The organism is Corynebacterium sp. UD i78, assembly GCF_056280545.1.
The window spans coordinates 560,753-579,573 of record NZ_JBWCED010000001.1 but is presented as its reverse complement, the minus strand read 5'-3'; the positions used below and the strand labels follow the sequence as shown (position 1 = coordinate 579,573).

The following is an 18,821-nucleotide window of genomic DNA, read 5'->3' as shown; positions in this document are numbered from 1 at the left end:
TCCAGCATACGCGCCACTTCCAGACAGGACAACAGCAGATGAGCACCGGAAGCACCACAACCAGCACAGACACCTACGACTATGTGATCGTCGGCGGCGGCCTCGAAGGCCTCGCCATCGCCTGGGGACTGACCTCCCGCGGCGAGAAGAGCGTCCTCGTCCTGGAACGCGACCAACTCTGCGGCGGGATGACCGGCAAGTCCTCCGGTGTCGTCCGCGCCCACTACGGCACCCCCTCGGTGGCGAAGATGGGTTGGAAGGGCACACAGTTCTTCCACGACGCCCCCGAGATCCTCGGCGACGACTGCGGCTTCCGCAACTGCGGCTACATGGTCGCCGTGGGCGAGGAGAACGTCGACAACCTCGAAGCCACCATCGCCATGCAGCAGGGCCTCGGCATCGACGTCGAGTTCATCGGCGGCGACAAGGCCCGCGAGCTATGGCCTGGCCTGCATGTCGACGACTTCGCGAAGATCGCCTACGAGCCCCTCGGCGGACGCGGCGACGCCCCGATGCTCGGCATGGCCTTCTCCGTCGTCGCCCGACAGCAGGGTGCGAAGATCCGCCAGGGTACCACCGTCACCGGCTTCACCCGGGAGTCCGGGGCTGACGGGGCCCGGGTCACCGGCGTCACCCTCGACGACGGCTCCACCATCGGTGCGGGCCAGGTCATCCTCGCCACCGGCGCCTGGGCCGCCCAGCTCGGCGAGACCATCGGCCTGGACATCCCGGTGCGTGCCCAGCGCGCCCAGCTCATGCTCGTCGACCCCGGCGAGCCGCTCCCCCACGTTCCGGTGCTCTCCGACCTCGTCAGCCTGCAGTACCTCGCCGGCGAGCCCAACGGCGACATCCTCTGCGGCAACTCAGACCACCACGACGTCCACTGGGCCGACCCGGACAACTACCCCAACAAGGCCGACGACGACTTCATCGAATGGACCATCGGCAAGCTCATGCACCGCCTGCCGGACATGCCGAACCCCGGACTGACCAGTACCTACGCCGGCTGTTACGACACGACCCCCGACTACAACCCGATCATGGGGCCCTCCGGGACCGACGGACTCTTCCTCGCCGTCGGCTTCTCCGGCCACGGTTTCAAGATCGCCCCGGCCGTCGCTGACTTCGTCGCCGACCTCCTGCTCGATGGCGAGTCCTCCGACCCGGACATCCCGGCCTCGGACTTCCGCCTGTCCCGTTTCGCCGAGGGCGATCTCACCCGCAGCCTGCACCCGTACATCGGTGCCGGCGAGATGCGCTGATCCTCTTCCCCTGTGGTTTACCGGGGTTACAGCTACGATCATTGCCATGACACCCCAGCCTGGTATCCCGGACCACGAGCTCGCCGATCCGCAGAACGCGGCGGAGGACCACTCGATCGAGGTGGGCCTCGGCCACCGGGTCCGCGCCCTGCGTACCTCCCGGGGAATGTCGGTCGCCGCCCTGTCGGAGCGGGCGGGCCTGTCCAAGGCGATGCTCTCAAAGATCGAGAACGCCCAGACCTCCTGCTCACTGACCTCGGTGGCGCACCTCGCCGCCGCACTGGACGTCCCGGTCGCCACACTCTTCCAGGACTCCACGGTCGAGCGTCCGGTGGCCTACACCCCGGCCGGCAAGGGGACACTCATCGACGGTCGCGGCACCCGCCACAACCACATCTACGAACTCCTCGGCTCCTTCCGGGGCCGTGGCGGTTCCTCCTCCGGCCCGCACCTGGAGCCGGTCCTCGTCACCCTCAACAACCGCTCGGAGACCTACCCCCGCTTCCAGCACCCCGGCACCGAGCTGCTCTACATGCTCGACGGTGACATGACCTACCGATACCAGGAGACCGACTACCGGATGCAGCCCGGCGACGCCCTCCTCCTCGACGGCGAAGGCGTCCACGGCCCCACCGAGCTCACCGAACTGCCCATCCGATTCCTGGCGATCACCGCCTATCCCTCCGACACCACCGACGCATCCGCCGACTGACCCCACCAAGGAGCACCGACCATGACAGCTCTCCCCTCAGTGCCCTCTGTCGAGGTGTTCCACCCGCTGACCGCCCGGCCTGATGCGCCCGAGTTCCACGACCTCCTCAGCGTCCTCAATGACGGGGTACGTGCCGCCGTCGATGCGCTGGGGTGGAGCGTCCACTTCACCGCCTCGGGCGAGGTCGGTGCCGATGCCGCCCTCGCCGCGGCCCGGGACGCCGACCTGCTCATCGTCATGGGCGGGGAGGACGTCACCCCCACCCTCTACGGCGCGGGCGCCGACTACGAGGACGCCGGGCTGCACCGTCCCGCCGCCGACATCGCCGAGATCGCCGTCATCCGGGACGCCGTGGCACGCCGCACCCCACTGCTCGGCATCTGCCGCGGACTGCAGCTGATCAACGTCTCCTTCGGGGGCACCCTGGTCCAGCACCTCCCCCCGGACTGCCGGCACCGGGACGCCGGCGCCGACCCCTTCGTCACCACCACGGTCGTGCCGGTCCCCGGGACCGACGCCGACGGCCTCGACCTTGCGTCCCCCGTGCGCTGCACCCACCACCAGGCCGTCGGAGAGCTCGGTGACGGACTGACCGTCGTCGCCCGCGCCGGCGACGGGGTGGTCGAGGCGGTCCTCCACGAGGACGCCCCGCTCACCGGTGTGCAGTGGCACCCCGAGCACCCCGACGTGGCCGTGGACCAGCTGACCTCGCTGCTCGAGCGGATGCGCGGTCAGTTGGACCGGGTCAGCCGGCCTGACGCTGTCGCATCCTGACCTCCGACAGTGTGGACTGCACCTCGACGGTGAGTGTGTGCTCCGGGTCTGAGTCGTCGGCCTTGTCCTCCGTGCCGGAGGGGATGACGGTTCCGTCCAGCTGTTCGCAGTCCACGTCACTGGCCGCCACCTCGGCACAGTCCACCCGCAGCAGGTAGGACGACCCGTCGGTCTCGGTGGGGACCACGACATCGACACTGCTCAACCGACTGTCGACGATGACCCGGGCGTCCTCCCGGTCGGTCGGGAAGTCCAGGTCCCGCAGGTCGACGTCGACGTCGGCGAACAGGGCCTTCACCGTGCGGTCCTGTTCCAGGGACTGCACCGTGACCGTCGAGCCGGTGAACCGACGCGTGCTCGTGGTGTCCGTGTCCTCGTTCTTGACATGGCCACCGCCGAATCCGAGCACGGCGACCAGGGCGACGAAGGCCAGCACCAGTGCCAGCAGCACGCCGAGGAGAACACCCCCGAGTCGACGCCAGGCGCTGCGACGGGGTCGGGTCGGCGGGGTGGGCTCCGGCGGTTCCGGCAGGTCCCAGGCGAAGGGGGCGGTACCCAGCGGATCCCAGGAGGGCGGGGTGGTGCGCGGCGGGGTGAACCCCTCCGCCGGGGTCAGTGTCCCGAGATCGACGCCGCGGTAGGTGGCGTCCTGCCCGGAGGCGACAGCGGTGGTGAGCCCCGAGGGTGGAACGGGCAGGCGCTGGTGCAGCAGCCACCACACCACCGCGGTGACGACCACGCCGCCGACGACACCGCCGAGGGTGACGCCGCTGCTGCCGAATCCGCCGAGGACCAGCAGGATGATGCCGACGACCAGGGTGCGCACTCCGACCTCGCGGTCGGGGGTGTAGCGCGGGTCGCGTTCGTTCTTCAGCAGCACCTCCGCCGGGGACAGCGGCACGCCGTAGCGCGGCATGACCAGCAGGGCCACCAGGTAGAACCACAGGCCCAGACCACCGAGGGTGACGCTGAGGCCGACCACCAGGCGGACCAGGGTCGGCGAGACCTGGTAGCGGACCGCGATGCCCTCACACACACCGAAGAACCAGGTGTTCGGGGACTGGGAGCGGGGAAGTCTGACCGGCCGGGTCCTCCACATCCGGCGGGCCTGGGTCTCGAAGTTCTGTGTCTTGTCGTCTGACGTGTCCATGTGTCCCATCCTGCGTCCGGCACCTACTCCACCACATCGGGGAGCACCCTGATTCCTCACCCGGAAACCGCTCTCAGGGTGGTCCCTGATGTGCTGCGGGTGCTCGGCTGGCACTCTGGAGTCCATGACCACCACCAGTGTGCCTGAACGACAGGCTCCCCCGGCACCTGAACTGATCCGGGTGCGGGAGGGACGCGTCCTGTCCGGTGTCTGCGCGGGGCTGGGTGCGCATCTCGGCGTCGCCGCGACGACCGTGCGCCTCGTCTTCGTCGTCTCCTGCCTCGCCGTGGGCATCGGTGCGGTCGCCTACGTGGCACTGCGCGTCCTCACGCGGCAGGTGCCCACCGTCGCCGAGGCCACGAATCCGCTGTCGGCCGGACGCGCCGCCGCGGTGACCCGGCCGACCCGGGCGATCGACCGGCTGATGGTCCCGCTGGCTCTGGTGCTGTGCGTGGTGGGTGTGGGGTTCTCGGTGACCGTCGGCGTGACCACCATCCTGGTGCTCGGTGGCGGAGTGATGGTGTGGCGGACCTTCGGGCCGGACCAGCTGTCCATACCTACGCGCACCGCCGGTCGGACAGCGGCACGCTCCCCTGGTGCCGCACAGTGGACGGGCATGCTCGGCGGGCTGCTGCTCATCACCGCCGGCCTGGGATTCTGGGCGTGGCGCACCTGGGGTGGTGCTGGGTCGGGGTCGTTCTTCCCGGCCCTCATCGCCGCGGTGATCCTGGTGGTCGGTGTTCTCATCGTGCTCATCCCGCTGTGGCTGAAACTGTGGAGTACCGCTGACGCCGCAGCCCGGGACCGGGCGGCGACGGAGGAGCGGGCGCGGATCGCGGCGCGGATCCACGACTCGGTGCTGCAGACACTCACTGTGATCCAGCGGCAGTCGGATCAACCGGAGATCGCGAAACTCGCGCGCACCCAGGAACGGCAGCTGCGGCAATGGCTGTTCGGGGCCGGGGAATCCGTCTCGACCGGCACACTGTTCGGCGGCCTGCGGGTCGCCTCGGGGGAGGTGGAGGACGTGTACGGCGTCCAGATCCGGCCGGTGACCGTAGGGGAGGATATCCCGGTCGACGATGCGCTGATGGCGCTGCTGCAGGCCGCACGGGAGTGCATGGTCAATGCGGCGAAGCACTCCGGTTGTGACGAGGTCAATGTCTACTGCGAAGTCGGGGCCGGACGGGTCGAGGTCTTCGTCCGTGACCGTGGCTGTGGCTTCGATCCGGAGGCGGTCCCGGCGGACCGGCACGGACTGCGGGGCTCCGTGATCGGTCGGATGCGCGACGTAGGCGGCAGAGTCGCCGTGGATTCCGGTAGTTTCGGCACCGAGGTCACCCTGGGCCTCGACATTCCTTCGGAGGAGGACCAGTGACCGCACGGGACGCAGTGACCACCGTCTACCTGGTCGACGACCATGCGATCGTCCGGTCGGGAGTCCGCGCAGAGCTTGAGGCTGTCCCCGACATCACCGTGGTCGGGGACGCCGGCTCCGTCTCCGACGCTGTGGCCGGGATCCGCTCTGCCGACCCGGACGTGGTCCTTCTCGATGTACACATGCCTGACGGTGGTGGGCTGGCGGTGCTGACGAGTCTGCTCGCTGACTCTCCCGAGAGGCCACGGTTCCTGGGGTTGAGTGTCTCCGACGATCCGGTGGACGTGATAGCACTCATCCGCGGTGGGGCCCGGGGGTACGTGACCAAGAGCATCGCCATCGCCGAGCTGGCGGACGCGGTACGACGGGTCGGCGACGGGGACGCCGTCTTCTCGCCCAGGCTCGCCGGCTATGTACTCGATGCCTTTGCCGCGGGTGGAAGTGCCGGGGGCGGCAGCAACGGCACTGCCGTTGCTCCCCCGGACAGCGGCTCCCCCGTCGAGGACGCCGAGTCTGCGCTGATCGACGATCTCACTGCGCGCGAGGTGGAGGTCATGCGACTGCTTGCCCGTGGCTACACCTACCGGGAGATGGCGGAGCGTCTCTTCATCTCGGTGAAGACGGTCGAGACCCATGTCTCCCACGTCCTGCGCAAGACCCAGCAGACGAACCGTCATCAGCTGTCCCGGTGGGTCTCCGACAACCGGCTGGGGTGAGACGGCCAGAGACCATCCGACCGGTCACGTCAACTGTCCGCCTATACAAAAGAGGAGTGGGAGAACAATCCGAAGATCGTTCTCCCACTCCTCAATATCACGATGAATGCCGGCGGCGTCCTACTCTCCCACACCCTCCCAGGTGCAGTACCATCGGCGCAGGCAGGCTTAGCTTCCGGGTTCGGAAAGGGACCGGGCGTGACCCCACCGCTAAAACCACCGACAAAACACACGAAACAACACACACCCAACCACCACAGTGGCCAGTATGCCGTGCCATTCCAGACACTGCACAGTGGACGCAACATACGCTTCAATCAACACAATCAAGCACAACGCTCTTAATGCAGCGCTCGGCCAATTAGTACCGGTCACCTCCAACACTCACATGCTGTCCAGATCCGGCCTATCAACCCCGTAATCTACAGGGAACCTCAAACGAAACCTCATCTCGAAACAGGCTTCCCGCTTAGATGCTTTCAGCGGTTATCCCTCCCATACGTAGCCAACCAGCCATGCCACGGGCGTGACAACTGGCCCACCAGAGGTATGTCCAACCCGGTCCTCTCGTACTAGGGTCAGCCTTTCTCAAGTTTCAACGCGCACGGCGGATAGAGACCGAACTGTCTCACGACGTTCTAAACCCAGCTCGCGTGCCGCTTTAATGGGCGAACAGCCCAACCCTTGGGACCAACTCCAGCCCCAGGATGCGACGAGCCGACATCGAGGTGCCAAACCATCCCGTCGATATGGACTCTTGGGGAAGATCAGCCTGTTATCCCCGGGGTACCTTTTATCCGTTGAGCGACACCGCTTCCACAAGCCGGTGCCGGATCACTAGTCCCTACTTTCGTACCTGCTCGACCTGTCAGTCTCACAGTCAAGCTCCCTTGTGCACTTACACTCAACACCTGATTACCAACCAGGCTGAGGGAACCTTTGGGCGCCTCCGTTACTCTTTGGGAGGCAACCGCCCCAGTTAAACTACCCACCAGGCACTGTCCCTAACCCAGATCATGGGCCGAGGTTCAGATATCCAATACGATCAGAGTGGTATTTCAACAACGACTCCACAACCACTGGCGTGGCCGCTTCACAGTCTCCCACCTATCCTACACAAACCGAACCGAACACCAATACCAAGCTATAGTGAAGGTCCCGGGGTCTTTTCGTCCTGCCGCGCGTAACGAGCATCTTTACTCGTACTGCAATTTCGCCGGGCCTGTGGTTGAGACAGCAGGGAAGTCGTTACGCCATTCGTGCAGGTCGGAACTTACCCGACAAGGAATTTCGCTACCTTAGGATGGTTATAGTTACCACCGCCGTTTACTGGGGCTTAAATTCTCCGCTTCGGACAAAAGTCCTAACAGGTCCTCTTAACCTTCCAGCACCGGGCAGGCGTCAGTCCGTATACATCGACTTACCGTCTTCGCACGGACCTGTGTTTTTAGTAAACAGTCGCTTCCCTCTATTCTCTGCGACCCACACCAGCTCAAGAGTGCAAGACCCTATCACCAGCACGGGCCCCCCTTCTCCCGAAGTTACGGGGGCATTTTGCCGAGTTCCTTAACCACAGTTCACCCGATCGCCTTAGTATTCTCTACCTGACCACCTGTGTCGGTTTGGGGTACGGGCCGAATGTGCACTCGCTAGAGGCTTTTCTCGACAGCATAGGATCACCGACATCCCCGCAAACGGGTACGCATCACGCCTCACCTTTCACGTCGCCCGGATTTACCTGGACAACAGGCCACACGCTTACACCACAATCCACTAAGTGGCTCGGCTACCTTCCTGCGTCACCCCATCACTTGACTACTACCAGCTCAGGTCCCACGCATCCATCAACCACCACAGCCAAAGACCATGGCAGAAAACTTCAGGGCGGTTAGTATCACCGATTCATCATGATCGCACACACACGGGTACGGGAATATCAACCCGTTATCCATCGACTACGCCTGTCGGCCTCGCCTTAGGCCCCGACTCACCCTGGGAAGATTAACTTGACCCAGGAACCCTTGGTCATCCGGCGGATGAGGTTCTCACTCATCATTCGCTACTCATGCCTGCATTCTCACTCGCATAGCCTCCAGCACTGGGTCACCCCGCACCTTCAACGGCCACACGACGCTCCCCTACCAACCCACACACTGGCCAAACCAGAATGCGAGCTCCGCGGCTTCGGCGGTGTACTTGAGCCCCACTACATTGTCGGCGCAGGACCACTCGACCAGTGAGCTATTACGCACTCTTTCAAGGATGGCTGCTTCTAAGCCAACCTCCTGGCTGTCTTCGCGATCCCACATCCTTTTCCACTTAGTACACCCTTAGGGGCCTTAGCCGGCGATCTGGGCTGTTTCCCTCTCGACTACGAAGCTTATCCCCCGCAGTCTCACTGCCGCGCTCTCACTTACCGGCATTCGGAGTTTGGCTGATGTCGCTAAGATGATAGTCCCGCTAAACCAACCAGTAGCTCTACCTCCGGCAAGAAACACACGACGCTGCACCTAAATGCATTTCGGGGAGAACCAGCTATCACGGAGTTTGATTGGCCTTTCACCCCTACCCACAACTCATCCCCTCAGTTTTCAACCTAAGTGGGTTCGCGCCTCCACGACGTCTTACCGTCGCTTCACACTGGCCATGGGTAGATCACCCCGCTTCGGGTCCAGGACACGCCACTCAACACACTAGTTAGTATTCGCTTTCGCTACGACTACCCCACACGGGTTAACCTCGCGACGTGCCGCTGACTCGCAGGCTCATTCTTCAAAAGGCACGCCATCACCACCACACACAGTGCAGCACGGCTCTGACGGATTGTAAGCGCACGGTTTCAGGTACTATTTCACTCCCCTCCCGGGGTACTTTTCACCATTCCCTCACGGTACTATCCGCTATCGGTCACAATGAGTATTCAGGCTTACCGGGTGGTCCCGGCAGATTCACAGCGGATTCCACGAGCCCGCTGCTACTCGGGGCACCTCGTAACCCAACCACACATGCTTTCACGTACCGGACTCTCACCGTCTACGGCAGGCCATTCCAAACCACTTCCGCTAGCACACATGACCGGGCGACTGACTGTCAGACCAGTCGAACAAGACCCCACAACCCCGACCATGCAACCCCTGACAGGTATCACACATGACCGGTTTAGCCACTCATCCACTTTCGTTCGCCACTACTCACGGAATCACTATTGTTTTCTCTTCCTACGGGTACTGAGATGTTTCACTTCCCCGCGTAACCTCCACACCAGCTATACATTCACCGGCAGGTGACCGCACATAACCACGGCCGGGTTTCCCCATTCGGACATCCTCGGATCAACGCTCAGTTGACAACTCCCCGAGGCATATCGCAGTCTCCCACGTCCTTCATCGGCTCATCATGCCAAGGCATCCACCGTGCGCCCTTAACGCACAACACTAAGAACGCATCAGATGAACACAAACCTGCAGAAAAACCACAGAATCAGTATTCACACGACACTTACAAAATTGCATCAAAAAAGAAGATACTCGCGTCCACTATACAGTTCTCAAACAACACAGTCACAAAGGACCCGGAGCACCCACAACCAACCACACACAACCATGCACGACCAGCCACAAGCACCCCAACAGAAACAAACAACACACAGCTGCTGTTCCAGACACCCAACAACGCAACGAACCAAGCAGTCACACAATCACAGACAAACGACCCACAAACGGGCTGATCTCCACCCGGATAAACAAAAACACCCGACGCCCGTATTGACGCGGAATGCACAAAAAATAAAGCTCCTTAGAAAGGAGGTGATCCAGCCGCACCTTCCGGTACGGCTACCTTGTTACGACTTCGTCCCAATCGCCGATCCCACCTTCGACAGCTCCCTAACGAGTTTGGGCCACTGGCTTCGGGTGTTACCAACTTTCATGACGTGACGGGCGGTGTGTACAAGGCCCGGGAACGTATTCACCGCAGCGTTGCTGATCTGCGATTACTAGCGACTCCGACTTCATGGAGTCGAGTTGCAGACTCCAATCCGAACTGAGACCGGCTTTAAGGGATTAGCACCACCTCACGGTGTAGCAACCCACTGTACCGACCATTGTAGCATGTGTGAAGCCCTGGACATAAGGGGCATGATGATTTGACGTCATCCCCACCTTCCTCCGAGTTAACCCCGGCAGTCTCTCGCGAGTCCCCACCATAACGTGCTGGCAACACAAGACAAGGGTTGCGCTCGTTGCGGGACTTAACCCAACATCTCACGACACGAGCTGACGACAACCATGCACCACCTGTATACCGACCACAAGGGAAAACGCATCTCTGCGCCGATCCGGCATATGTCAAGCCCAGGTAAGGTTCTTCGCGTTGCATCGAATTAATCCACATGCTCCGCCGCTTGTGCGGGCCCCCGTCAATTCCTTTGAGTTTTAGCCTTGCGGCCGTACTCCCCAGGCGGGGCGCTTAATGCGTTAGCTACGGCACAGAAGTCGTGGAAGACCCCCACACCTAGCGCCCACCGTTTACGGCATGGACTACCAGGGTATCTAATCCTGTTCGCTACCCATGCTTTCGCTCCTCAGCGTCAGTTACTGCCCAGAGACCTGCCTTCGCCATCGGTGTTCCTCCTGATATCTGCGCATTTCACCGCTACACCAGGAATTCCAGTCTCCCCTACAGCACTCAAGTTATGCCCGTATCGCCTGCACGCCCGGAGTTAAGCCCCGGAATTTCACAGACGACGCGACAAACCACCTACGAGCTCTTTACGCCCAGTAATTCCGGACAACGCTCGCACCCTACGTATTACCGCGGCTGCTGGCACGTAGTTAGCCGGTGCTTCTTCTACCACTACCGTCACTTCCGCTTCGTCATGGTTGAAAGGAGTTTACAACCCGAAGGCCTTCATCCCCCACGCGGCGTCGCTGCATCAGGCTTGCGCCCATTGTGCAATATTCCCCACTGCTGCCTCCCGTAGGAGTCTGGGCCGTGTCTCAGTCCCAATGTGGCCGTCCACCCTCTCAGGCCGGCTACCCGTCGACGCCTTGGTAGGCCATTACCCCACCAACAAGCTGATAGGCCGCGAGCTCATCCTGCACCGAAAAACTTTCCACCACCGACACTAAACGATGGTCCTATCCGGTATTAGACCCAGTTTCCCAGGCTTATCCCGAAGTGCAGGGCAGATCACCCACGTGTTACTCACCCGTTCGCCACTCGAGTACCCTGCAAGCAGGGCCTTTCCGTTCGACTTGCATGTGTTAAGCACGCCGCCAGCGTTCGTCCTGAGCCAGGATCAAACTCTCCATAAAAGCAATAAACCCCATAAAGAGCCATCACTGGCAAAAATAAATATACTGAACTGCTGACATCCAAAAAATGAATATCCACGCATGCTCCCGGTCGGGGGACCGGGAAACCATGCGCCGGTCACAACAACCGACAGAACAGACCTGAGATTCAGTATTTAACACGCAGTCACCCACGTGCCGGCACCAACCCAAGTCATCATCTGCCGACCATGCGACAAAAACTTGATTCATCACGCTATTGAGTTCTCAAACAACATCCGCACACCGGTGCTGACCAGGTTTGTTCCCCCGGTCGCTCTCGGCGACCCGGATTAATCTACACACCTCACCGCGCCGCCACAAACCGCCAGGTCAGAGCACCTGTGGCACCATGGTCACCATGACCGACAGCACAGACATCCAGGCTCTTCTCGCCCAACGCTACGGGCACGCGGCGTCCTTCACTCCCCCGTCCTGGAACAGCACCCTTGATCGCATGGTCAGTCACCGCTCTGTCCGGCAGTGGTTACCCCGCGACGTCGACGATGCCACGCTGCGCACCATCCTCGCCGCCGCGCAGTCCGCGCCAAGTTCATCCAACAAGCAGATCGTCTCGGTGATCGCGGTGCGGGATCAGAGCACCAAGGAGCGTCTCGCCGCCGTCGGTCGGCAGATGTCCAGGCACATCGTCGATGCACCTGTCACTCTCGTCTGGCTCATCGACTTCTCCCTTGCCCGTTTCCTCGCGGACAAGGAGAACCAGGATGCAACCACCGAGGGCACTCCCCCGCCCATCGATGCCGGCCACGGTGTGACCGGTCGTCCCGCCACCGATCTCGGCGCGCTGCACTACATGGACGAGCCGATGATGGCCGCGGCCGACATCGGTATCGCCTCGCAGAATGCGGCCCTCGCCGCGGCGTCCCTCGGGCTCGGCACCGTCTTCCTCGGTTCCCTGCGCAATGACATCGACGAGGTCCGCGACGCTCTCGGTATTCCGGAGACCGTGGTCCCGTTCCTCGCCCTCGAGCTCGGATACGCGGACCCGGCGGAGAACGCCGGCATCAAGCCCCGGCTTCCGATGGAGCTTTTCCTCCACGAGGACCGCTACCGGAACCCCGACGATGATCCCGCCGCCACCACGGAGCTGCTCGAGTACTACAACGGTGCCCTGGCGTCCTACTACTCCCGTTACGGCGCGCACCCTCGGTGGTCCGACCAGCTCCTCAACCGGTTGAGCGCGAAGGCGACCGAAAAGTCGAAACGGCGCTTCCTCCGGGACATCCTGGTCAGAGCCGGGTTCCACCTCAGCTGAATGGTAAAGATGACATGTCAACTATATTGGCGTAGAGTCACCTTCATGAACACCACAGACTGGCCGGACACCACCCACATCACCTCTCTCACCGTGGACAGTGACCCGAACCTGCCGCTGAAGAAGCTCGGCTTCCTCACCATCGGCACCTTCGATCCCGCCGACCCGGTCACCGGCATCAACGCCACCCTCGACATGATCAGCCTCGGCGAGGACCTCGGTTTCGACAGCGCCTGGCTGCGCAACCGCCACATGCAGTACGGCATCACCTCACCGATGACCGTCATCGCCGCCGCGTCCCAGCGCACCAGCCGTATCAGCCTCGGCACCGCCGTCACCCCGCTCGGCCCCGAGAACCCGCTGCGACTGGCCGAGGACATGGCCACCGTCGACCTGCTCACCGGCGGTCGCCTCAACCCCGGTGTCTCCGTCGGCACCCCGATGCGCTTCGACGGGTGGAAGGACGCCCTCTACCCGGACACCGCCGAGACCGAGGACTTCTCCAAGCGTCGTGTCTCCCGACTCGTCGAGAACGTCCGCGGCGACCACGTCGGTAATTTCCCGACCCTGAAGAACGCGGAAGAGTTCTCGGACGTCGTCCAGCCGCACGCCCCGGGGCTGGTCAACCGCCTCTGGTACGGCTCCGGCTCGCGCTCCTCGACACAGTGGACCGCGGAGAACGGTCTCAACTTCCTCACCTCGAGTGTCATCTCCGCCGAGGTCAGCGACAACTTCGACGTCAACCAGCGCGACCAGATCGACCTCTACCGCGAGCACTACTCCGACGTACTCGGCGGGACACCGCGGATCTCCCAGGGCCTCGTCGTCATCCCCACCGACCACGCCACCGCCGAGCAGAAGGCCCGCTACCAGGCCTATGTCGACCACCGGGCAACGGTCGGCGTCGGCCGCATCCGGCAGTTCGGCCCGAAGAAGATGATCACCGCCCCCGACCTCATCGGCAGCTCCGACGAGATCGCCGAGCAGCTCATCGAGCTGGCCGCCTTCCGCGCCGTCGAAGAGGTCGCTTTCGCTCTCCCCTTCGACTTCGAGGCGGACGACTACACCCAGATCCTCACCGACATCGCCGGTGGACTCGCCCCGAAGCTCGGGTGGATCCCTGCCGCGTAGGCTCGGCATACATGACTGGACAGCCACTCGACCGCGTCCTCACCGGCCTCGACGGTTCCGGGTACGGCAGCTACCGGAAACTCACCGGCCGCCGCTTCCCGGTCGGTGATCCCCGGGATGACCTGGAGCTCACCCTCGAGCACGTCCAGGCTGATCCCTATGCCCCACCGTCGGCACTGCGTGTCGACCTTCCGCTGCGCTACACCGGCATCCCCGAGGACCTTCTCGCTGACCCTGTCCCGGTGCGCGACCATCTCCTGCGACGCCTGGTGGAAGCCATCGACCGGCGTAATCCCCGCGGCGGCAAGTCAGCCGGTCACCTGCGCATCGACGTCCCCGGCCAGGAGGTCCTCGACCGCAGTGCTGTCACGGTGCAGAACGGCGACATCCTCCGCATCCGCCTGCAGGCCGCCCTGCCGGCCCACGGCCGCCGGATCAACGGTCGTGCCGCGGTTGACCTGCTCTGCGGTATCCTGCCGGACGTCCTCGGGGACGCCCTGCTCGATCTCACCGAGGAACTGATCGAACCCCTGCGCAGCAACGTCGACATCTGGCGTGAACAGCAGTTTCTCCGGAGTGTACTCCCCGACCGGAATCTCATCGGCTTCCTCGCCGACGGCGCGGTCCTGCCCCGTATCTCCGGAGACTCGCAGCATCCGCTGAAGGACGCCGTGCCCTTCACCTCCCCGGCGAGTCTGCGCACGACCATCGACCTGCCGTCGGGTCGGAGTATCACCGGACTCGGCATCCCCACCGGTGTGACCCTCATCGTCGGTGGTGGCTACCACGGCAAATCCACGGTGCTCAAGGCCCTGGAACGAGGTGTCTACGACCACGTTCCCGGTGACGGCCGCGAACACTGTGTCACCGTCGACGACGCCGTCACCCTGCGCGCCGAGGACGGACGGGCGGTGCGCGACGTCGACATCTCCGCCTTCCTCCACGATCTGCCCGGGCAGACGGAAGCCACGGACACCACCCGCTTCTCCACCACCAACGCCTCCGGCTCGACATCCCAGGCAGCTGGACTGGTCGAGGCGTGCGAGGCCGGGGCGTCCTGCCTGCTCATCGACGAAGACACCTCGGCGACGAACTTCCTGGTCCGCGACGCCCGGATGCGCGTCCTCGTTCCCGCGGACAAGGAGCCGATCACTCCGCTGGTGGACCGTGTCCGGGCGCTCCACCACGACCACGGGGTGTCGACGGTGCTTGTCACCGGCGGGTCCGGGGCTTTCCTCGACGTCGCGGACACGGTCATCATGCTGGACGCCTACCACCCGGTAGATGTCACCACACAGGCCCGTGACCTGGCGGAACCGGTGGCGGAGAGCGCTTCCTTCCCGATGCCCGGAGACCGCACGCCCCGGGTAGGCAAGACCAGGAAGCCACCGCAGGCGAAGGAGCGGGACACGATCAGGCACGGCGACGGCGAGATCGATCTGTCAGCCTGCGTCCAGCTCATCGACACCTCACAGACCCGCACGATCGCCGCACTGCTCCCCCTGCTCGACAAGACCCCCGGCACGCTGGCCGACAAGGCCCGGACCCTGCGCGACCGGATCCGCGACGAGGGCTGGGAGATCCTTCCCCGGGCCACCGGCAGTCTGGCGCTGCCGAGGGTCCAGGAGATCACCGCCGCCGTGAACCGGCTGCGCTGAACCGCTGCACTCCGGCGACTCCCACGCCGGCGACCAGTGCCCAGAACGCTGCCCCGATCCCGAAGAACGTCGTGCCTGAGGCGGCGACGAGAAAGGTCATGATCGCGGGCAGTCGCAGCGATTCGTCCGACCACGCCCCCTGCACCGCACCACCGAAAGCGCCCAGCAACGCCACACCGGCGACAGCGGCGAGCAGCCCGACCGGGGCGGACGCCGCCAGGGCCACGATCGCCGCGGCGGACACCGCGAGCACCAGGTAGGTCGACCCGCTCCACACCGCATTGCGCCAGCGCAGCTCCTTGGCCACCCCGGTCGCCGGGTCGGCGGAGAGGGCTGCGGAGATCGCCGCGAGGTTGATCGCGCTACCACCGGCCGGTGCGACGAGCAGACTACCGACACCGGTGGTGACCAGGGCGTCCTTCCACGGGGTCTCGTAGCCGAAGGTCTTCAGTACCGCGACGCCGGGAAGGTTCTGCGAGGCCATGGTCACCACGTACAGTGGCAGCGCGATACCGACGACCGCCCCGGGGCTGAACGTCGGTGCGGTGAACTCCAGGTGCGGGGCCATCGCGGACGTGTCGAGGGAGGCGGTGTCATCGATGAGCAGGTGGACCGCGATGACCACGCCGGCGGTGAGGAAGGTCAGCGGCACCGCCCATCGCGGGATGAGGACGGTGCCGACCAGCCACACGACAAGCACGGGGATCACCGCGCCCGGCGAATCCTCCAGCCCCGTCACCGCCTTCATGCACAGCGGTAGCAGCACCCCGGCGAGCATCGCCTGGGCGACCGGGGTGGGAATGGAGGACGCCAGCCTGCCGAGCGCGGGCCACAGCCCGGACAGCACGAGCAGCAGGGCGCAGACGATGAACGCGCCGACGGCGTCCCCGAACCCTTCGGCGGACGCCCCGGCGGTGCCGAGCACTGCGCCGCCCGGGGTGGACCAGGCCGTCGTCACCGGGACACGGTGCCGCAGCGCGAGCCACAGGGTGGACGCCCCGACGACGAGGCACAGGCCCAGCAGGCCACTGGCTGCCTGTCCGTCGGTGGCACCGACGGCGTGGAGACCGGTGAGGATGACGACAAAGGAACCGGTGAAACCGACCAGTGCGGTGATGATGCCTGCCGACGCAGACAATGACGCGGGAGCGGGACCAGTAGATGTCACAGGTCCCGCATGATACTCCGCGTGGTGGGTGCTTACTCCAGCCCCTCACCGGAAGGGGAGACGAGGATCTTCACGGCGGTCTCGTTGCGGTTGATGAGGGTGTCGAAGCCCTCGTCGACCAGGCCGTCGAGGCCGATCTTGCCGGTGATGAACGGCTTGAGGTCGATCTTCCCGGATTCGACCAGCTTGATGGTGTCCGGGTGGGAGTTGACGTAGCCGATGGTGCCGCGCAGGTCGATCTCCTTCATGACGAGCTTGTGCATGTTGAAGTCGGACTTGTGGCCCCAGATGGAGACCACGACGATGACACCGGTGGGGCGCACCGCGTCCATCAGCGTGTCGAGGACGACCTGGACGGAGGTGCACTCGAAGGCGACGTCGGCACCCTTGCCGTCGGTGAGCTTGTTGACCTCGTCGACGATATCGGTCTCGGCGGGGCTGAAGGCGTGGGCGGCGACGCCGGAGTCCAGGGCCTTCTGGCGGCGCAGCGGGGACAACTCGGACATGACGACGGTGACGCCCATGGCGTTCAGGACGGCGGCGGTGAGCAGGCCGATCGGACCGGCGCCACCGATCAGCGCGACCTTGCCGGCGCCGTTCTCCTCGGTGATGCCGGAGCGCTTCACGGCGTGGTAGCCGACGGACAGCGGCTCGATGAGTGCGGCCTCGTCGAGCGGGAGGGAGTTGTCGATCCTGTGCACCCAGCGACGGCGCACGACGATGTTCTCCGAGAGTCCGCCACCGCGTCCTGCCAGTCCGATGAAGTTCATGTCCTCGGAGAGATGGTAGGTGTCGTTGTCGGTGGAGGTGTCCACGTCATCGCGGATGATGTAGGGCTCGACGACGACGTGGTCGCCGACACTGAGGTCGGTGACGCCCTCGCCGACCTCGGAGATGACGCCGGAGAACTCGTGGCCGAGAGTGACCGGGGCGGTCTCCCCGGAGATCGGGTGCGGGGTCTCGCAGGTCGGGCAGAAGATCGGGCCGTCGAGGTACTCGTGCAGGTCGGTACCGCAGATGCCGCACCAGGCGACGTCGATGCGGACGGTGCCGGGCTCCAGGGTCTGCTGGTCGATGTCCTCGATGCGGATGTCGTGGTTGCCGTAGTAGCGTGCTGCCTTCATGGGGTTCTCCCTGTTCTCGGTGTTTTTCGCGCGGGGCGGACTGTGGTCCAACCTCCCGCTGACACTTACCGATCGTAGGCCTCCCCGGTCACAGAGGCACTGTGAGAAAGTAGACCCTCACAAAACCTCCCCCCGGGGGTTGCGTCAGAGACTCTCCAGCAGTTCGGTGAGCAGATCCACGTAGCCCGGCGCGGTCTCCAGCACGACGCGCACGGTCGCCCCGGGCACATCCCCCGGCGCCTTGCGCTGACTGCGCAGATCACAGACGGTACTGCCACGCGAGGGACCGTCGGTACAGTCGACTTCGACATGGACCCGCGGGGCATCCAGCAGCTCCACCTCGCCGAGCATGATCGCCGCGGCGAGCGGGTCGTGCAGGGCGGCGGCGCGGCGCCCGAGAACCACGGTCTCGTAGAAATTGAGGTACACGTCGAGCATTTCCCCGCAGGCCCGGGCATACGGGGAGGCGGCCCCGGCGAGGCGTCGCCGGTACGTCTCGTCGAGGGTGTGCTCCATCGTCGTGTCCAGCGGCACCAGGGTCACGGGCCAGGACGCCGCGACCGTGGCCTGCGCGGCCTCCGGATCGTGCCAGATATTCGCCTCTGCGGCGGGCCGGGCATTGCCCGGCACCAGGGCCGCTCCACCCATGACGGTCACCCCGGCGATGCGGTCGACCAGCGTCGGATCCCGGACAAGCGCGTGGGCCAGGTTGGTCAGCGGGCCGATGGCGAGGATCTGCAGTTCGCCGGCGTACTCATGGGACAGCCGGACCAGGAGGTCCATGGCGTCCTCTGTGTCCTCAGTGTCCGGGGCGGCGTCCACTTCCGGCAGGGATGCGCGGACGCCACCGATGCCGTCGTCGCCGTGCACCGCGACCGCCCCGCCGGAGAACTCCCCCACCAGCGGTTTCCCCGCTCCGACCGCGACGGGGACGGCGTTGTCGCCGGAACGTCCGGCCAGGGTCAGCAGGCGCAGCGTGTTCTCGGCGGCACCGGCGGCGTCGATGTTGCCGTGGACGGTGCCGACGCCGACGAGCTCCGCGTTCGGGGACGCCAGCAGGTGCCCGAGGGCGAGGGCGTCGTCGATACCGGTGTCGCAGTCGAGGTAGACGGGGTGGAGAGTCTCGGTCATTCCCGGGA

12 protein-coding genes and 3 rRNA genes are annotated in these 18,821 nt (G+C 64.5%); 8 read left to right on the top strand and 7 right to left on the bottom strand.

The annotated features are described in order from the left end of the window. Positions 1-38 precede the first annotated feature (38 nt). The 3 genes from ACZ9GM_RS02740 to ACZ9GM_RS02730 are packed head-to-tail and all read left to right on the top strand — an operon-like array spanning position 39 to position 2,748. A complete protein-coding gene (locus ACZ9GM_RS02740; protein ID WP_291474963.1) occupies positions 39-1,262 on the top strand; it encodes an NAD(P)/FAD-dependent oxidoreductase in 1,224 nt (407 codons plus the stop codon). Between the two features lie 46 nt (positions 1,263-1,308). Further along, complete coding sequence (locus tag ACZ9GM_RS02735) at positions 1,309-1,974, top strand: helix-turn-helix domain-containing protein (protein WP_291474965.1); 666 nt, start codon at positions 1,309-1,311, stop codon at positions 1,972-1,974. Between the two features lie 21 nt (positions 1,975-1,995). Next, positions 1,996-2,748 (top strand): gamma-glutamyl-gamma-aminobutyrate hydrolase family protein, encoded by a 753-nt coding sequence (locus ACZ9GM_RS02730; RefSeq protein ID WP_291474967.1) that lies wholly within the window; start codon positions 1,996-1,998, stop codon positions 2,746-2,748. Here ACZ9GM_RS02730 and ACZ9GM_RS02725 read toward each other — a convergent pair. Next, complete coding sequence (locus tag ACZ9GM_RS02725) at positions 2,720-3,898, bottom strand: PspC domain-containing protein (protein WP_291474969.1); 1,179 nt, start codon at positions 3,896-3,898, stop codon at positions 2,720-2,722. The two genes, ACZ9GM_RS02730 and ACZ9GM_RS02725, sit on opposite strands and share 29 nt — an antisense overlap. 124 nt (positions 3,899-4,022) lie before the next feature. Between ACZ9GM_RS02725 and ACZ9GM_RS02720 the strand changes: the two genes are divergently transcribed. Further along, complete coding sequence (locus ACZ9GM_RS02720; protein WP_291474971.1) at positions 4,023-5,276, top strand: ATP-binding protein; 1,254 nt, start codon at positions 4,023-4,025, stop codon at positions 5,274-5,276. Then, positions 5,273-5,992 (top strand): response regulator, encoded by a 720-nt coding sequence (locus ACZ9GM_RS02715; RefSeq protein ID WP_291474973.1) that lies wholly within the window; start codon positions 5,273-5,275, stop codon positions 5,990-5,992. Before ACZ9GM_RS02720 ends, ACZ9GM_RS02715 begins: the two co-directional genes overlap by 4 nt. Positions 5,993-6,099: 107 nt before the next feature. On the opposite strand, the gene rrf is transcribed toward ACZ9GM_RS02715, so the two are convergent. The 3 genes from rrf to ACZ9GM_RS02700 form a co-directional block, all read right to left on the bottom strand. Further along, positions 6,100-6,216: ribosomal RNA gene (gene rrf / locus ACZ9GM_RS02710) — 5S ribosomal RNA — on the bottom strand. A gap of 116 nt (positions 6,217-6,332) precedes the next feature. Further along, positions 6,333-9,429 (bottom strand): 23S ribosomal RNA (locus tag ACZ9GM_RS02705). A 362-nt stretch (positions 9,430-9,791) separates the two neighbouring features. Beyond that, positions 9,792-11,307: ribosomal RNA gene (locus ACZ9GM_RS02700) — 16S ribosomal RNA — on the bottom strand. The 16S, 23S and 5S rRNA genes sit together here, the layout of an rRNA operon. A gap of 379 nt (positions 11,308-11,686) precedes the next feature. Here ACZ9GM_RS02700 and ACZ9GM_RS02695 point away from each other — a divergent pair. From ACZ9GM_RS02695 to ACZ9GM_RS02685, 3 genes are read left to right on the top strand one after another with little or no spacing between them, the layout of a single operon-like run. Beyond that, positions 11,687-12,601: a nitroreductase family protein gene (locus tag ACZ9GM_RS02695; RefSeq protein WP_367273303.1), complete on the top strand. Its 915-nt coding sequence runs from the start codon at positions 11,687-11,689 to the stop codon at positions 12,599-12,601. A 45-nt stretch (positions 12,602-12,646) separates the two neighbouring features. Further along, the gene (locus ACZ9GM_RS02690; protein WP_291473678.1) at positions 12,647-13,732 is read left to right on the top strand and encodes an LLM class flavin-dependent oxidoreductase; all 1,086 of its coding nucleotides are present in this window, start codon (positions 12,647-12,649) and stop codon (positions 13,730-13,732) included. An 11-nt stretch (positions 13,733-13,743) separates the two neighbouring features. After that, on the top strand, positions 13,744-15,390 hold the full coding sequence (locus ACZ9GM_RS02685) for an ABC-ATPase domain-containing protein (protein WP_291473677.1): 1,647 nt from the start codon (positions 13,744-13,746) through the stop codon (positions 15,388-15,390). On the opposite strand, the gene ACZ9GM_RS02680 is transcribed toward ACZ9GM_RS02685, so the two are convergent. From ACZ9GM_RS02680 to ACZ9GM_RS02670, 3 genes are all read right to left on the bottom strand, one after another. Beyond that, complete coding sequence (locus ACZ9GM_RS02680; RefSeq protein WP_291473676.1) at positions 15,362-16,558, bottom strand: benzoate/H(+) symporter BenE family transporter; 1,197 nt, start codon at positions 16,556-16,558, stop codon at positions 15,362-15,364. The genes ACZ9GM_RS02685 and ACZ9GM_RS02680 overlap by 29 nt on opposite strands. A 32-nt stretch (positions 16,559-16,590) precedes the next feature. Continuing rightward, positions 16,591-17,682 carry a 2,3-butanediol dehydrogenase gene (locus ACZ9GM_RS02675; protein WP_073884765.1) on the bottom strand — a complete coding sequence of 364 codons (1,092 nt, stop codon included), beginning with the start codon at positions 17,680-17,682 and terminating at the stop codon, positions 16,591-16,593. A 144-nt stretch (positions 17,683-17,826) separates the two neighbouring features. Continuing rightward, positions 17,827-18,813 (bottom strand): nucleoside hydrolase, encoded by a 987-nt coding sequence (locus tag ACZ9GM_RS02670; RefSeq protein ID WP_291473675.1) that lies wholly within the window; start codon positions 18,811-18,813, stop codon positions 17,827-17,829. Positions 18,814-18,821: the final 8 nt, after the last annotated feature.

Bases quoted from the DNA above. Each gene is read 5' to 3' on its own strand.
- ACZ9GM_RS02695 (WP_367273303.1), top strand. From the start codon at position 11,687: ATGACCGACAGCACAGACATCCAGGCTCTTCTCGCCCAACGCTACGGG.
- ACZ9GM_RS02670 (WP_291473675.1), bottom strand. From the start codon at position 18,813: ATGACCGAGACTCTCCACCCCGTCTACCTCGACTGCGACACCGGTATC.
- ACZ9GM_RS02690 (WP_291473678.1), top strand. From the start codon at position 12,647: ATGAACACCACAGACTGGCCGGACACCACCCACATCACCTCTCTCACC.
- ACZ9GM_RS02735 (WP_291474965.1), top strand. From the start codon at position 1,309: ATGACACCCCAGCCTGGTATCCCGGACCACGAGCTCGCCGATCCGCAG.
- ACZ9GM_RS02740 (WP_291474963.1), top strand. From the start codon at position 39: ATGAGCACCGGAAGCACCACAACCAGCACAGACACCTACGACTATGTG.
- ACZ9GM_RS02675 (WP_073884765.1), bottom strand. From the start codon at position 17,682: ATGAAGGCAGCACGCTACTACGGCAACCACGACATCCGCATCGAGGAC.
- ACZ9GM_RS02720 (WP_291474971.1), top strand. From the start codon at position 4,023: ATGACCACCACCAGTGTGCCTGAACGACAGGCTCCCCCGGCACCTGAA.
- ACZ9GM_RS02730 (WP_291474967.1), top strand. From the start codon at position 1,996: ATGACAGCTCTCCCCTCAGTGCCCTCTGTCGAGGTGTTCCACCCGCTG.
- ACZ9GM_RS02685 (WP_291473677.1), top strand. From the start codon at position 13,744: ATGACTGGACAGCCACTCGACCGCGTCCTCACCGGCCTCGACGGTTCC.
- ACZ9GM_RS02725 (WP_291474969.1), bottom strand. From the start codon at position 3,898: ATGGACACGTCAGACGACAAGACACAGAACTTCGAGACCCAGGCCCGC.